Origin of the sequence: Microbacterium sp. CGR2 (assembly GCF_003626735.1) — a bacterium.
Taxonomy (GTDB): Bacteria; Actinomycetota; Actinomycetes; order Actinomycetales; family Microbacteriaceae; genus Microbacterium.
The window spans coordinates 247,638-261,064 of the sequence record NZ_RBHX01000001.1; the positions used below are offsets into that span (position 1 = coordinate 247,638).

A 13,427-nucleotide genomic window follows, 5' to 3' on the forward strand; every position below is an offset into this window, starting at 1 on the left:
CGGGCTTTCGTGGAAGAGATCCTTACTCGGACTTCTTCTCCACGGCGTCTTCGGCGGCAGCCTCGGCTGCTTCGCCCTCGGCCTGCGACTCGGCGCCGGCGTCAGCGGCCGGCGCTTCCTCGACGGATGCTTCCTCGGCGGGAGCTTCCTCGGCGGGGGTCTCCTCAGCCGGCTTCTCCGCCTTGGGGGCGGATGCTGCCTTCTTCGTCGACTTCGCCTTCGGGGTGACGGGCTCGAGAACGAGCTCGATCACGGCCATCGGAGCGTTGTCGCCCTTGCGGTTGCCGACCTTCGTGATGCGGGTGTAGCCGCCCTCACGCTCGGCGACCAGCGGTGCGATCTCGGTGAAGAGGGTGTGCACGACACTCTTGTCACCGATGACGGACAGCACACGACGACGCGCATGCAGGTCGCCACGCTTGGCGAAGGTGATCAGACGCTCGGCGAGCGGACGCAGGCGCTTGGCCTTGGTCTCGGTCGTCTTGATCGACTTGTGAGTGAACAGAGCCGCCGCGAGGTTGGCGAGCAGCAGGCGTTCGTGGGCGGGGCCGCCTCCGAGGCGGGGTCCCTTAGTGGGCTTGGGCATAATCGTCTAGCTCCTGGTCAGAGAATCGGGTATCAGAAGGACTCGTCTTCGCTGCCGCCGTAGAAGTGGGCGCCGTCGAAACCGGGCACCGAATCCTTGAGCGACAGACCGAGCGAGATGAGCTTGTCGCGCACCTCGTCGACCGACTTCTGGCCGAAATTGCGGATGTTCATGAGCTGCGTCTCCGACAGGGCGACGAGCTCCGAAACAGTGTTGATGCCCTCACGCTTGAGGCAGTTGTACGACCGGACCGACAGGTCGAGGTCTTCGATCGGCATCGACAACTCACTGGAGTTGACGGCCTCGACCGGCGCCGGGCCGATCTCGATGCCCTCAGCCTCGACGTTCAGCTCGCGAGCGAGACCGAACAGCTCGGTGAGCGTCTTGGCGGCCGAAGCGACGGCGTCGCGCGGGCTGATCGACGACTTGGTCTCGACATCGAGGACGAGCTTGTCGAAGTCGGTGCGCTCACCCGCACGGGTGGCCTCGACACGGTAGCTGACCTTGAGGACCGGCGAGTAGATCGAGTCGATCGGAATCTGACCGGCCTCGGCGTACTCGTTGCGGTTCTGCGTCGCCGAGACGTAGCCACGGCCACGCTCGATCGTGAGCTCGAGCTCGAACTTCGCGGTCTCGTTGAGAGTCGCGATGACGAGCTCGGGGTTCTGGACCTCGACACCGGCCGGAGCCGAGATGTCAGCGGCGGTCACTTCGCCCGAACCGGTCTTGCGCAGGTATGCCGTGATCGGCTCGTCACGCTCGGACGAGACGACGAGCTGCTTGATGTTGAGGATGATCTCGGTGACATCCTCCTTCACGCCGGGGATGGTGCTGAACTCGTGCAGCACACCGTCGAGACGAACGCTGGTGACAGCGGCGCCGGGAATCGACGACAGCAGGCTGCGACGAAGCGCGTTGCCGATCGTGTATCCGAAGCCGGGCTCCAGGGGCTCGATGATGAACCGGCTCCGGTTCTCGACGATCTTTTCCTCGGTGAGTGTGGGACGCTGTGCAATGAGCACTCTGTGTTCCTTTCGATCACATGACCGCTATATGACATGTGGGTAATGAGGTCTTGAATTGTGAAGTTCGATGCCCGACCCCTGAGCGCGTCAAAGGCGGGCGTCGAGCCGCCCGGACCGTGAGGTGCGGGCGGCTCGACAAGCCGTGTCAGACGCGGCGGCGCTTCGGCGGACGGCAGCCGTTGTGTGCCTGCGGCGTCACGTCCTGGATCGAACCGACCTCGAGGCCGGCAGCGGTCAGCGAGCGGATCGCGGTCTCGCGGCCCGAGCCCGGACCCTTCACGAAGACGTCGACCTTCTTGACGCCGTGCTCCTGCGCCTGACGGGCAGCCGACTCGGCGGCCAGCCCAGCGGCGTAGGGGGTCGACTTGCGGGAGCCCTTGAAGCCCACGCCACCCGACGATGCCCAGCTGATGACAGCGCCGGACGGGTCGGTGATCGAGACGATCGTGTTGTTGAACGTCGACTTGATGTGGGCCTGGCCCAGCGCGATGTTCTTCTTTTCCTTGCGGCGCGGCTTGCGCGCGGCGGCCTTGGGTGCAGCCATGAAAGTGTTCTCCTAGTCCCTGGGGGCCGCGCTTAGCGGGCCTTCTTCTTGCCTGCGACGGTGCGCTTCGGGCCCTTGCGGGTACGGGCGTTGGTCTTGGTGCGCTGACCACGGACCGGGAGACCACGACGGTGGCGGATGCCCTCGTAGGAGCCGATCTCGACCTTGCGGCGGATGTCTGCGGCGACCTCGCGGCGCAGGTCACCCTCCACCTTGTAGTTGCCTTCGATGTGGTCGCGGAGGGTGATCAGCTGCTCGTCGCTGAGGTCCTTCACGCGGATGCTCTCGTCGATCTCGGTCGCCTTGAGGATCTCGACCGAGCGGGTACGGCCGACGCCGTAGATGTAGGTAAGGGCGATCACCACGCGCTTGTCGCGCGGGATGTCAACGCCGGCAAGACGTGCCATGCGGTTCTCCTGAGTTTGGTGGAGGTGTGGAGCAGGATCGGTGCTCGGGCCTCCGACCCGAGGTGTCCCCCGTTCTCACGGGATCTGATCCTGCCGCTTCGTATTGAGTTGTGTTTTTCTGAAGAGTGATCAGCCCTGGCGCTGCTTGTGGCGCGGGTTGCTCTTGCAGATAACCATGACGTTGCCGTGGCGGCGGATCACCTTGCAGTGATCGCAGATGGGCTTGACGCTGGGGTTGACCTTCATGATTTTTCCTGTTCGCTGTCTTCGTACTGTGTGGATCCCTGGGCGAGCCTGCGGACCCAGACAGCCGTTACTTCTCGACCGATCAGCGGTAGCGGTAGACGATACGGCCGCGGGTCAGGTCGTAGGGGCTGAGCTCCACGACCACGCGGTCTTCAGGGATGATGCGGATGTAGTTCTGCCGCATCTTTCCGGAGATCGTTGCAAGGACCTTATGTCCGTTGCTGAGCTCAACGCGGAACATCGCGTTGGGCAGAGCCTCGGATATGACGCCCTCGATCTCGATGACACCGTCTTTCTTAGCCATAGCCTCGCTGACGCTTCTGCAGACCGGTCGATCTGCGGTGGGTGGGTGGTGTGTTGGTGCCGCGCTTATCGGACACGCCGAATCAGGGCGCAAGGCACCAAAGATCTATGGTATCCGACCGCCGGGTATCCGGCAACTTGGGCCACAGGGCTCAGGTTCAGCCGAGCAGCTTCTCCAGCTCGGTGATCTCGCCCGCCTGGAGGTCGAGACGCTTTCCGTTGACCTCGACGGTGGGAGTGCCGGCGATCTCGTTCTGCTGGGTCTGGTCTCCGACGAAGTCCATGTAGGTACCGTCGGCGATGCAGTCGGCCGCGGCACCTGCGCCCGCCTGCTCGGCGAACGCGGCGAGCTCGTCATCGCTGAGACCCGGAGTGTTCTCCGCCGGCTGGTTCGCGAAGAGGAGGTTGAAGTAGTCGAGCGTCGCCTCAGGCGCGTTCTCCGCCACGCAGTACACACTGCCTGCCGCGCGCGTCGAGAAGTCCGTGTTCTGTGAGAAGCGGTCGAGGATCGAGACGGGGTGGATGTTCAGCGTGATCTTGCCGTCCGCCGCCGCATTCTGCAGAGCCTCGCCGTACTGCTGCTCGAAGTCGCCGCAGATGGGGCACATGAAGTCCACGTACGTGTCGACCTCGTCCTCAGCGTCGCCGAACGAGATAGCACCCGTTTCCTCGTTGATGATGTCGCTCTTCGGAGCGGCGCCGGGTGCGGTGGCCTGGTTGTTGAGGAACACCACGAGACCACCGAGTACGACCAACACCACGACGACGGCGATCGAGATGCCGATCGCGAACCAGTTGGTGTTGCTCTTCGCCGCTGCCATTACTTTCCGATCTCTCGAGGCTCGACCCCGAACGGGGCGAGTCCGGCTTTTCCGCCATCGGGCGCAGTCAGCACCCAGATGCCCCCATCATGCAGGGCCACGCTATGTTCCCAATGTGAGCCGTCTGTCCCGTCCACGGTGGTGACGGTCCAGTCGTCTTCCTCGACGTACGTGGCCTCACCGCCCGCTGTCACCATCGGCTCGATCGCCACGACGAGCCCTGGCTTGACCTCTGCGCCCGGGTCGGGAGTCCGGTAGTTGAACACACTGGGCGCCTCGTGCATCTTGCGGCCGATTCCGTGCCCGACGTACTCGCGCAGGATGCCGTAGGTGTCCCCCGACACCGCTGAGGGACCCTGGGCCTCGATGTAGCCCTGGATGGCGGCCCCGATGTCACCGAGGTGGGAAGCCGATGCCATGGCGGCGATTCCGGCCCAGAGCGAGCCCTCTGTGACGCGGGACAGCTCCTCGCGCTGAGCGACCAGCTGCGGTCGCTCCGGATCCGGTACGACGACCGTGATGGCGCTGTCGCCATTCCATCCCTGGAACTGCGCACCGCAATCCACGGACACGATGTCGCCGGGCTGCAGCACGCGATCCCCCGGGATGCCGTGCACGACCTGCTCGTTCACCGACACGCAGATGGTGTGGTGATAGCCGCGGACGAGCTGGAAGTTCGACTCGGCCCCTCGCTCGACGATGGCGCGGTTCGCTGCGGCGTCGAGCTCGAGCGTGGTGACTCCGGCCCTGATCAGTGGGCGAACAGCATCGAGTGCCGCCGCCGTGATGAGGCCGGGCTCGACCATGGCTCGTATCTGAGCCGGGGTCTTGTAGATCGACCGGCGGAACATCCGGGTCCTCTCAGGCCGCGAGACGCAGACCGCGAGCGGCCAGTGCTGCCGAGATGCGCTCGGTGATCTCATCGAGCGAGCCGACGCCGTTGATGCGGTCGACGATGCCCTTCTCGCTGTAGACCTCGATGATCGGCGCGGTCTCGTGCTCGTAGATGTCCAGACGATGCGCGATCGCCGCGTCGGTGTCATCGGAGCGTCCCTGCTCGGCAGCGCGCAGGCCCAGGCGGGTCAGGCTCTCTTCGCGAGGAACATCCAGCAGGATGACGGCGTCGAGCGCCTCACCGCGGCTGTTCAGGAAATCCTCCAGGTGCTTCACCTGTGCGGTGTTGCGCGGGTACCCGTCCAGCAGGAAGCCGTTGGCGGCATCATCCTGGGCCAGGCGATCGCGCACGATCTCGCTGGTGAGCTCATCCGGCACCAGATCGCCCTTGTCGAGGATCGCCGTGACCTGCTGGCCGAGCGGCGTCCCCTCCTTGATGTTCGCGCGGAAGATGTCGCCCGTCGAGACGACGGGGATGCCGTAGGACTCGGCGATGCGCACGCCCTGCGTGCCCTTGCCGGAGCCCTGCGGTCCGACGATGAGAAGACGAGCGGATGCTGTCATCGGAGAAGCCCTTCGTAGTGACGCTGCTGCAGCTGTGCATCGATCTGCTTCACCGTCTCGAGGCCGACGCCGACGATGATGAGGATCGAGGCGCCACCGAACGGGAAGTTCTGGTTGGCGCCCACAGTGGCCAGAGCGATCAGCGGGATGAGCGCGATCAGACCCAGGTACAGCGAGCCGGGAAGCGTGATACGCGTCAGGACGTAGTCGAGGTACTCGGCGGTCGGACGACCCGCACGGATGCCGGGGATGAAGCCGCCGTACTTCTTCATGTTGTCGGCGACCTCGACCGGGTTGAACGTGATCGCGACGTAGAAGTAGGTGAAGCCGATGATGAGAAGGAAGTACACCAGCATGTAGATCGGGCTGTTGCCCGTCGTGAAGTTGGCGCTCACCCAGGTGACCCACGCTGCGGGCACGGAGCCGTCCTGCGGGGTGTTGAACTGCGCGATCAGTGCCGGGATGTACAGCAGCGAGGACGCGAAGATCACGGGGATCACACCCGCCATGTTCACCTTGATGGGGATGTACGTGTTGGTGCCGCCGTAGGTGCGACGACCGACCATGCGCTTGGCATACTGCACGGGGATGCGGCGCTGCGACTGTTCGACGAAGACGACCAGCCCCATGACCACGATGCCCATGGCCAGGACGAGGAGGAAGACCTCGAAGCCCTTGGTCTGCCAGATGAGACCCATGGCGCCGGGGAACGTCGCGGCGATCGAGGTGAAGATGAGGAGCGACATGCCGTTGCCGATGCCGCGCTCGGTGACGAGCTCGGCGAACCACATGATGAGCCCGGTACCCGCTGTCATCGTCATGATGATGAGCAGCTGCGCCCACCAGACGTCGTTGGTCAGCAGCTGCTGGCACGCGGCCAGGTCGGTCGACCCGAAGAGTTGACCGCTGCGCGCCACCGTGACGAGAGTCGTCGACTGGAGCAGCGCGAGAGCGATGGTGAGGTAACGCGTGTACTGCGTCAGCTTGGCCTGGCCGGCCTGGCCTTCCTTGTGCAGCGCCTCGAAGTGCGGAATCACCACGCGGAGGAGCTGGGTGATGATCGTCGCGGTGATGTATGGCATCACCCCGAGCGCGAAGATCGACAGCTGCAGCAGTGCGCCACCCGAGAACAGGTTGACGAGGCCCAGCAGACCCTCGGTGCCCGCGTTCGCAGCGAGACACTCCTCGACGTTCGGGAAATTCACGAACGGCGCAGGGACGTTGGAACCGAGTCGGTAGATCGCGATGATGGCGAGTGTGAAACCGATCTTCCGACGCAGGTCGGGCGTGCGGAAGATCCGCGCGATGGCGCTAAACAAGAACGTTCCTCCTGAAAGGTTGCCGGTTCCCGAAGGACGGCTGAAAGACCAGGGTAACTCAAACCGAGACCCCGGGCCGTGTAACCACAAGAGGGGCCGGAGAATCTCCGGCCCCTCTTGTGTGGTGGTTACTTGACGGAACCGCCCGCTGCCACGATCTTTTCCTCGGCAGAACCCGAGACCTTGTCGACCGAAACGGTGAGCTTCACGGCGATGTCGCCGTTTCCGAGAACCTTGACCTTCTCGTTCTTGCGAACGGCACCCTTGGCGACGAGATCGCCGATGGTGACATCGCCACCCTTGGGGTACAGCTCCGCGAGCTTCTCCAGGTTCACGACCTGGTACTCGACGCGGAACGGGTTCTTGAACCCGCGCAGCTTCGGGGTGCGCATGTGCAGAGGCATCTGCCCACCCTCGAACCCGACGCGAACGGTGTTGCGAGCCTTGGTGCCCTTCGTGCCGCGACCGGCGGTCTTACCCTTGGAGCCCTCACCGCGACCGACACGGGTCTTCGCGGTGTTGGATCCGGGGACCGGACGCAGGTGGTGCACCTTGAGCACGCCGGGGCGGGATGCCGGAGCATCCTTCTTCGGCGCAGCCTTCTTGGCTGCCGGCTTCTTGGCAGCGGAGTCGGCCTTCGCGTCGGAAGCGGCGGACGTGGCCGACGCCTTCTTCGCAGCGGGCTTCTTCTCGGCGGCGGCCTTGGGAGCCGCTGCCTTCTTCGCTGCCGGCTTGTCAGCCGACTTCTTCTCAGCGGCAGCCTTGGGAGCCGCAGCCTTCTTCGGGGCCTTCTCGGCCTCGTTCTTCTCAGCCATTAGTCGATCTCCTCAACCTTGACGAGGTGGGCGACGGTCTTGACGTAGCCGCGCGTCTGCGCGTCGTCGGGGCGAACGGTGCTGTCACCGATGCGCTTCAGACCGAGGCTGCGCAGCGTGTCACGCTGGTTCTGCTTCTCGCTCACCTTGGACTTGACCTGCGTGACCTTGAGGCGCGAAGCCATCAGGCACCTACCTTCTGTGCGGCGATGGCGTCAGCCTCCGCACGGACGAGACGCGCCGGTGCGACCTGGTCGAACTCGAGGCCACGACGTGCGGCGACCGCACGGGGCTCCTCGAGCTGCTTCAGGGCGGCGACGGTCGCGTGCACGATGTTGATCGTGTTCGACGAGCCGAGCGACTTCGACAGCACGTCGTGGATGCCGGCGCACTCGAGCACGGCGCGGACGGGACCACCGGCGATAACACCGGTACCGCCTGCGGCCGGACGAAGCAGCACCACACCGGCGGCTGCCTCACCCTGCACGGGGTGCGGGATCGTGCTGCCGACGCGCGGAACGCGGAAGAAGTTGCGCTTGGCCTCTTCGACACCCTTCGAGATCGCCAGGGGCACCTCGCGGGCCTTGCCGTAGCCGACGCCCACCAGACCGTTGCCGTCACCGACGACCACGAGAGCGGTGAAGCTGAAGCGACGACCACCCTTCACGACCTTCGAGACGCGGTTGATGGTGACCACGCGCTCCAGGAACTGGTTGTCTCCACGGTCGCGCGAGTTGCGGTCGCGGCCGCCACCCTGGTTGCGATCGCGCCCGCCGCCGCGGCGGCCCTCGCGAGCAGGCTCACCCTGGGTCGTACCGGCGGCCGTCTCGGAGACGACCGGGGCCGTCTCGGGAGCGGCAGCAGCCGTTTCGGTCACTTCATTCTCCTTGTTGTCACTCACAGTGCCAGACCCCCTTCGCGGGCGCCGTCGGCGATGGCGGCGACACGACCTGCGTAGCGGTTGCCGCCACGGTCGAACACAGCCTCGGAAACGCCTGCGGCCTTCGCACGCTCGGCGAGGATCTCGCCGACCTTGCGAGCCTTGGCGGTCTTGTCACCGTCGAGCGAGCGCAGGTCGGTCTCGAGCGTCGAAGCCGACGCAACGGTGAAACCCTTGCTGTCGTCGACGAGCTGCACGAAGACGTGGCGAGCCGAACGGTTGACGACGAGACGCGGACGCGCCTCGGTGCCGACGACCTTCTTGCGAAGGCGGGCGTGACGACGCGCGCGGGCGTCAGACTTTGACTTGAGAGCCATGGTTACTTACCACTCTTTCCGGCCTTGCGACGCACGTTCTCGCCGGCGTAGCGCACACCCTTGCCCTTGTACGGCTCGGGCTTGCGGATCTTGCGGATGTTGGCAGCTGCCTCGCCGACAGCCTGCTTGTCGATTCCGCTGACGGTGAGCTTGTTGGTGCCCTCGACCGTGAGCGTGATCCCGGCGGGCGGGTCGATCAGGACCGGGTGCGAGAAGCCGAGGGCGAACTCGACCGAGCTGCCCTTCTGAGCCACGCGGTAACCGGTGCCGACGACCTCGAGACCCTTGGTGTAGCCCTGGGTCACGCCGATGATGTTGTTGCTGATGAGCGTGCGGGTCAGGCCGTGAAGCGACCGGGACTCGCGCTCGTCGTCGGGACGGGAGACCAGAACCTGGTTCTCCTCGATCGCGACCTCGATGGGTGCGGACACGGTGAGGTTGAGCTCACCCTTGGGTCCGGAGACCTTGACCTGACGGCCGTCGACCGAAACGGTCACGCCGGCAGGCACGTCGATGGGAAGTCGTCCAATACGCGACATGTTCGATTACCACACGTAGGCGAGAACTTCTCCGCCCACGCCCTTCTGCTCTGCCTGACGGTCGGTGAGAAGACCGGAGGAGGTGGACAGGATGGCCACGCCGAGGCCGCCGAGGACCTTGGGGAGCTCCGTCGACTTCGCGTAGACGCGAAGGCCGGGCTTCGAGACACGCTTGATGCCGGCGATGGAGCGCTCACGGTTGGGACCGTACTTCAGCGACAGGGTCAGGTTCGTTCCGACGCGAGCGTCAGAAGTCTCCCAGCCGGCGATGTAGCCCTCCTGCTGGAGGATCTCAGCGATGTGCGTCTTGAGCTTGCTCGACGGCAGCGTCACGGAGTCGTGGTGCGCCGAGTTCGCGTTGCGCAGACGGGTCAGCATATCTGCGACCGGGTCTGTCATTGTCATTGTTGTTTTCCTTTGTTCATGAGGTTCCGGCTGCCGTTACACGACAGACGGCCTGCGATGACACGCAATCTTCTATTATGCCTTACCGCGGGGAACCCGCGGAATCCGGCCGTTGAGCGAGCGGATGCTCGCCCAACGGCCGGAGAGAAGTGTTACGCCTTCGCGTCTTCCGAAGCGAACGGGAAGCCGAGGTGGCGGAGCAGTGCCCGACCCTCGTCATCCGTCTTCGCGGTGGTGACGACAGTGATGTCGAAACCACGAACCCGGTCGATCTTGTCCTGATCGATCTCGTGGAACACGCTCTGCTCCTGGAGACCGAAGGTGTAGTTGCCGTTGCCGTCGAACTGCTTGCCCGAGAGGCCGCGGAAGTCGCGGATACGGGGCAGAGCGAGCGAGACGAGACGATCGATGAACTCCCACGCGCGGTCACCACGGAGGGTGACGTGCGCGCCGATGGCCTGGCCCTCGCGCAGCTTGAACTGTGCGATGGACTTGCGGGCCTTCGTGACGATCGGCTTCTGGCCGGTGATCTTGGTGAGGTCGTCGACCGCACCATCGATCACCTTGCTGTCGCGAGCTGCCTCGCCGACACCGGTGTTCACGACGACCTTGACCAGTCCGGGGATCTGCATGACGTTCGAGTAACCGAACTCTTCCTGCATCGCCTTCTTGATCTCGGCGTTGTACTTCGCCTTCAGGCGGGGCTGGATCTTGCCAGCCACCGCGGCGTCGGTGGTTGCCATCAGAGGTCCTTACCTGACTTCTTCGCGTAACGCACGCGGACGGTGCGCTTGACGCCGTCCTTGGTCTGCTCCTCGACCCGGTGTCCGACCTTGGTCGGGTTCTTGGTCGAGGGGTCGACGAGTGCGACGTTCGAGATGTGGATGGAGGCCTCGACGGTCTCGAGGCCACCGGTCTTGGTGCCACGCTGCGTCTGACCGACGCGAGTGTGCTTGGTGACGTAGTTCACGCCCTCGACGATGACGCGGTTCTTGTCGGCCAGGATCTCGAGGACCTTGCCCTGCTTGCCGCGATCGCCGCCACGCTCCTGCGTCGCACCGGTGATGACCTGAACCAGGTCACCCTTCTTGATCTTCGCCATGACTTAAATAACCTCCGGCGCGAGCGAGACGATCTTCATGAACTTCTTGTCGCGAAGCTCACGACCGACCGGTCCGAAGATACGGGTGCCGCGGGGCTCCCCGTCGTTCTTCAGGATGACGGCGGCGTTCTCGTCGAACTTGATGTACGAACCGTCGGGACGGCGCGTCTCCTTCTTGGTGCGGACGATGACCGCCTTGACGACGTCGCCCTTCTTGACGTTGCCGCCCGGGATCGCGTCCTTGACGGTGGCCACGATGGTGTCACCGAGACCCGCGTAGCGGCGGCGCGAGCCACCGAGAACGCGGATGGTGAGCAGTTCCTTGGCGCCGGTGTTGTCGGCGACCTTGAGACGGGATTCCTGCTGGATCACTTGGCCTTCTCCAGAATCTCCACCAGACGCCAGCGCTTCGTGGCGCTCAGCGGGCGGGTCTCGTTGATCAGGACCAGGTCGCCGATGCCGGCGGAGTTCGCCTCATCGTGCGCCTTGACCTTCGAGGTGCGGCGGATGACCTTGCCGTAAAGCGGGTGCTTCACGCGGTCCTCGACCTCGACCACGACGGTCTTGTCCATCTTGTCGCTGACGACGTAGCCACGACGCGACTTGCGGTACCCACGGGCACCCGCATCGCGCACGTCATGTGCTGCGTGCTCAGCCTCGACGGCGGCTTCCTTCTTGGTGGCCATCACTCAGCCTCTTCCTTCACGGCGTCGTCAGCGGCATCCGCTTTCTTCGCCTTCGACTTGGTCGCCTTCTTCGCCGGAGCCTCGACCGGAGCGGGCGTCGCACGGATGCCCAGCTCGCGTTCGCGGATCACGGTGTAGAGACGCGCGATGTCGCGCTTCACAGCGCGGATGCGGCCGTGGCTCTCCAGCTGGCCGGTGGCCGACTGGAAACGGAGGTTGAAAAGCTCCTCCTTGGCCTTACGCAGCTCCTCGACGAGGCGCTGGTCTTCGAACGTGTCGAGCTCTGCCGGAGCGAGCTCCTTGGTGCCGATCGCCATTACGCGTCGCCCTCCTCGCGCTTGATGATGCGTGCCTTGAGCGGCAGCTTGTGAATTGCTCGGGTCAGTGCCTCACGAGCGAGTTCCTCGCTCACACCGGCGACCTCGAAGAGGACGCGACCCGGCTTGACGTTGGCGACCCACCACTCGGGAGAACCCTTACCGGAACCCATGCGGGTTTCGGCAGGCTTCTTCGTGAGCGGACGGTCAGGGTAGATGTTGATCCACACCTTTCCGCCACGCTTGATGTGACGGGTCATCGCGATACGAGCGGACTCGATCTGACGGTTGGTCACGTAAGCAGGCGTGAGCGCCTGGATGCCGTAGTCGCCGAAGGAGACCTTCGTGCCACCGGTGGCCTGGCCATCACGCTTGGGGTGATGCTGCTTGCGGTACTTGACCTTGCGGGGAATAAGCATCAGGCAGACGCTCCTTCTGCGACGGGGGCCTCGTTGCGAGGTCCGCGGCGACGGTCGCCACCGCGGTCGTCACGACCACGGGACTTCGGCGCGTTGGCCTGCTCGCGTGCGAGCTCCTTGTTGGTGAGATCGCCCTTGTAGATCCAGACCTTCACACCGATGCGGCCGAAGGTGGTCTTGGCCTCGTAGAAGCCGTAGTCGATGTTCGCGCGGAGCGTGTGCAGCGGCACACGACCTTCGCGGTAGAACTCCGACCGGCTCATCTCGGCGCCGCCGAGACGGCCGGCGACCTGGATGCGGATGCCCTTGGCACCAGCGCGCTGAGCGCCCTGCATGCCCTTGCGCATCGCACGACGGAACGCCACACGAGCAGAGAGCTGCTCGGCGACACCCTGTGCGACGAGCTGAGCGTCGGCCTCGGGGTTCTTGACCTCGAGGATGTTCAGCTGGATCTGCTTGCCCGAGAGCTTCTCGAGGTCGCCGCGGATGCGCTCGGCCTCGGCTCCACGACGACCGATCACGATGCCCGGACGGGCGGTGTGGATGTCGACGCGGACGCGGTCACGGGTGCGCTCGATCTCGATGTTCGAGACACCGGCGCGGTCGAGCTGCGTCTTGAGCAGGTTGCGGATCTTGATGTCCTCGGCCACGTAGTCGGCGTACCGCTGACCCGGCTTCGTCGAGTCAGAGAACCAACGCGAGACGTGGTCCGTCGTGATGCCGAGGCGGAAGCCGTACGGGTTTACCTTCTGTCCCATTACTTGCTCGCCTTCTTGTTGCTGTCGCCCGCAACGGCCGGAGCCGCCGGAGGCGTCGAGAGCACGACCGTGATGTGGCTCGTGCGCTTCTTGATCTGGAAAGCGCGACCCTGTGCACGGGGACGGAAACGCTTGAGCGTCGATCCCTCGTCCACGTACGCGTTAGCCACGTACAGGTCCTGCTCGTCGAGGTACTCGCCGTCACGATCCGCCTTGACCTGCGCGTTGGCCATGGCCGACGCGACAAGCTTGTAGATCGGCTCACTGGCGCTCTGCTGTGCGAACTTCAAGATCGCCAGAGCCTCCTGGGCCTGCTTGCCCTTGATGAGCGCGACGACACGACGAGCCTTCTGAGGGGTCACGCGGATGTGTCGCACGCGTGCGATGGACTCCACCATTTCTCTCTCCTCTATCGCCACC

At 64.7% G+C, this 13,427-nt stretch carries 24 protein-coding genes; all 24 read right to left on the bottom strand.

Features of this window, described 5'->3' with window-relative positions:
• Window positions 1-22: 22 nt before the first annotated feature.
• On the bottom strand, window positions 23-586 hold the full coding sequence (rplQ, locus tag D7252_RS01265; protein ID WP_120773742.1) for a 50S ribosomal protein L17: 564 nt from the start codon (window positions 584-586) through the stop codon (window positions 23-25).
• 32 nt (window positions 587-618) lie between these two features.
• Entirely contained in the window at window positions 619-1,608 is a 990-nt protein-coding gene (locus D7252_RS01270; protein ID WP_120773743.1) for a DNA-directed RNA polymerase subunit alpha, read from the bottom strand.
• Window positions 1,609-1,756: 148 nt separating this feature from the next.
• The gene (gene rpsK / locus D7252_RS01275; protein WP_120773744.1) at window positions 1,757-2,155 is read right to left on the bottom strand and encodes a 30S ribosomal protein S11; all 399 of its coding nucleotides are present in this window, start codon (window positions 2,153-2,155) and stop codon (window positions 1,757-1,759) included.
• A gap of 32 nt (window positions 2,156-2,187) precedes the next feature.
• On the bottom strand, window positions 2,188-2,562 hold the full coding sequence (rpsM, locus tag D7252_RS01280; protein ID WP_102191678.1) for a 30S ribosomal protein S13: 375 nt from the start codon (window positions 2,560-2,562) through the stop codon (window positions 2,188-2,190).
• A gap of 129 nt (window positions 2,563-2,691) precedes the next feature.
• Complete coding sequence (gene rpmJ / locus D7252_RS01285; protein ID WP_022893853.1) at window positions 2,692-2,808, bottom strand: 50S ribosomal protein L36; 117 nt, start codon at window positions 2,806-2,808, stop codon at window positions 2,692-2,694.
• A gap of 82 nt (window positions 2,809-2,890) precedes the next feature.
• Window positions 2,891-3,112 carry a translation initiation factor IF-1 gene (infA, locus tag D7252_RS01290; protein ID WP_017201569.1) on the bottom strand — a complete coding sequence of 74 codons (222 nt, stop codon included), beginning with the start codon at window positions 3,110-3,112 and terminating at the stop codon, window positions 2,891-2,893.
• Window positions 3,113-3,269: 157 nt separating this feature from the next.
• Window positions 3,270-3,932, bottom strand: coding sequence for a thioredoxin domain-containing protein (locus tag D7252_RS01295; protein WP_120773745.1), 663 nt, complete (start codon window positions 3,930-3,932; stop codon window positions 3,270-3,272).
• Window positions 3,932-4,783, bottom strand: a complete 852-nt coding sequence (gene map, locus D7252_RS01300) for a type I methionyl aminopeptidase (protein WP_120773746.1) — start codon at window positions 4,781-4,783, stop codon at window positions 3,932-3,934. Before map ends, D7252_RS01295 begins: the two co-directional genes overlap by 1 nt.
• 10 nt (window positions 4,784-4,793) lie before the next feature.
• On the bottom strand, window positions 4,794-5,390 hold the full coding sequence (locus tag D7252_RS01305) for an adenylate kinase (RefSeq protein WP_120773747.1): 597 nt from the start codon (window positions 5,388-5,390) through the stop codon (window positions 4,794-4,796).
• Entirely contained in the window at window positions 5,387-6,709 is a 1,323-nt protein-coding gene (gene secY / locus D7252_RS01310) for a preprotein translocase subunit SecY (RefSeq protein ID WP_120773748.1), read from the bottom strand. Before secY ends, D7252_RS01305 begins: the two co-directional genes overlap by 4 nt.
• A 128-nt stretch (window positions 6,710-6,837) precedes the next feature.
• Window positions 6,838-7,524 carry a 50S ribosomal protein L15 gene (rplO, locus tag D7252_RS20180; protein ID WP_120773749.1) on the bottom strand — a complete coding sequence of 229 codons (687 nt, stop codon included), beginning with the start codon at window positions 7,522-7,524 and terminating at the stop codon, window positions 6,838-6,840.
• The gene (gene rpmD / locus D7252_RS01320) at window positions 7,524-7,709 is read right to left on the bottom strand and encodes a 50S ribosomal protein L30 (protein WP_046013417.1); all 186 of its coding nucleotides are present in this window, start codon (window positions 7,707-7,709) and stop codon (window positions 7,524-7,526) included. Before rpmD ends, rplO begins: the two co-directional genes overlap by 1 nt.
• On the bottom strand, window positions 7,709-8,401 hold the full coding sequence (gene rpsE, locus D7252_RS01325) for a 30S ribosomal protein S5 (protein WP_308162433.1): 693 nt from the start codon (window positions 8,399-8,401) through the stop codon (window positions 7,709-7,711). The genes rpmD and rpsE overlap by 1 nt, the downstream gene beginning before the upstream one ends.
• 20 nt (window positions 8,402-8,421) lie before the next feature.
• Window positions 8,422-8,781 (bottom strand): 50S ribosomal protein L18, encoded by a 360-nt coding sequence (gene rplR / locus D7252_RS01330; protein WP_120773751.1) that lies wholly within the window; start codon window positions 8,779-8,781, stop codon window positions 8,422-8,424.
• A gap of 2 nt (window positions 8,782-8,783) precedes the next feature.
• Window positions 8,784-9,320: a 50S ribosomal protein L6 gene (rplF, locus tag D7252_RS01335; RefSeq protein ID WP_120773752.1), complete on the bottom strand. Its 537-nt coding sequence runs from the start codon at window positions 9,318-9,320 to the stop codon at window positions 8,784-8,786.
• A 6-nt stretch (window positions 9,321-9,326) separates the two neighbouring features.
• On the bottom strand, window positions 9,327-9,725 hold the full coding sequence (rpsH, locus tag D7252_RS01340) for a 30S ribosomal protein S8 (RefSeq protein WP_120773753.1): 399 nt from the start codon (window positions 9,723-9,725) through the stop codon (window positions 9,327-9,329).
• 152 nt (window positions 9,726-9,877) lie between these two features.
• Window positions 9,878-10,468, bottom strand: a complete 591-nt coding sequence (gene rplE / locus D7252_RS01345) for a 50S ribosomal protein L5 (RefSeq protein ID WP_120773754.1) — start codon at window positions 10,466-10,468, stop codon at window positions 9,878-9,880.
• Window positions 10,468-10,827 (bottom strand): 50S ribosomal protein L24, encoded by a 360-nt coding sequence (rplX, locus tag D7252_RS01350; RefSeq protein ID WP_120773755.1) that lies wholly within the window; start codon window positions 10,825-10,827, stop codon window positions 10,468-10,470. The genes rplE and rplX overlap by 1 nt, the downstream gene beginning before the upstream one ends.
• A 3-nt stretch (window positions 10,828-10,830) precedes the next feature.
• Window positions 10,831-11,199: a 50S ribosomal protein L14 gene (gene rplN, locus D7252_RS01355; protein WP_025102399.1), complete on the bottom strand. Its 369-nt coding sequence runs from the start codon at window positions 11,197-11,199 to the stop codon at window positions 10,831-10,833.
• On the bottom strand, window positions 11,196-11,513 hold the full coding sequence (gene rpsQ / locus D7252_RS01360; RefSeq protein ID WP_120773756.1) for a 30S ribosomal protein S17: 318 nt from the start codon (window positions 11,511-11,513) through the stop codon (window positions 11,196-11,198). Before rpsQ ends, rplN begins: the two co-directional genes overlap by 4 nt.
• Window positions 11,513-11,830, bottom strand: coding sequence for a 50S ribosomal protein L29 (gene rpmC, locus D7252_RS01365; RefSeq protein WP_067121112.1), 318 nt, complete (start codon window positions 11,828-11,830; stop codon window positions 11,513-11,515). The genes rpsQ and rpmC overlap by 1 nt, the downstream gene beginning before the upstream one ends.
• Window positions 11,830-12,249 carry a 50S ribosomal protein L16 gene (gene rplP / locus D7252_RS01370; RefSeq protein WP_120773757.1) on the bottom strand — a complete coding sequence of 140 codons (420 nt, stop codon included), beginning with the start codon at window positions 12,247-12,249 and terminating at the stop codon, window positions 11,830-11,832. The genes rpmC and rplP overlap by 1 nt, the downstream gene beginning before the upstream one ends.
• Complete coding sequence (gene rpsC / locus D7252_RS01375) at window positions 12,249-13,007, bottom strand: 30S ribosomal protein S3 (protein ID WP_120773758.1); 759 nt, start codon at window positions 13,005-13,007, stop codon at window positions 12,249-12,251. Before rpsC ends, rplP begins: the two co-directional genes overlap by 1 nt.
• A complete protein-coding gene (gene rplV, locus D7252_RS01380) occupies window positions 13,007-13,405 on the bottom strand; it encodes a 50S ribosomal protein L22 (RefSeq protein ID WP_120773759.1) in 399 nt (132 codons plus the stop codon). Before rplV ends, rpsC begins: the two co-directional genes overlap by 1 nt.
• Window positions 13,406-13,427 lie beyond the last annotated feature (22 nt).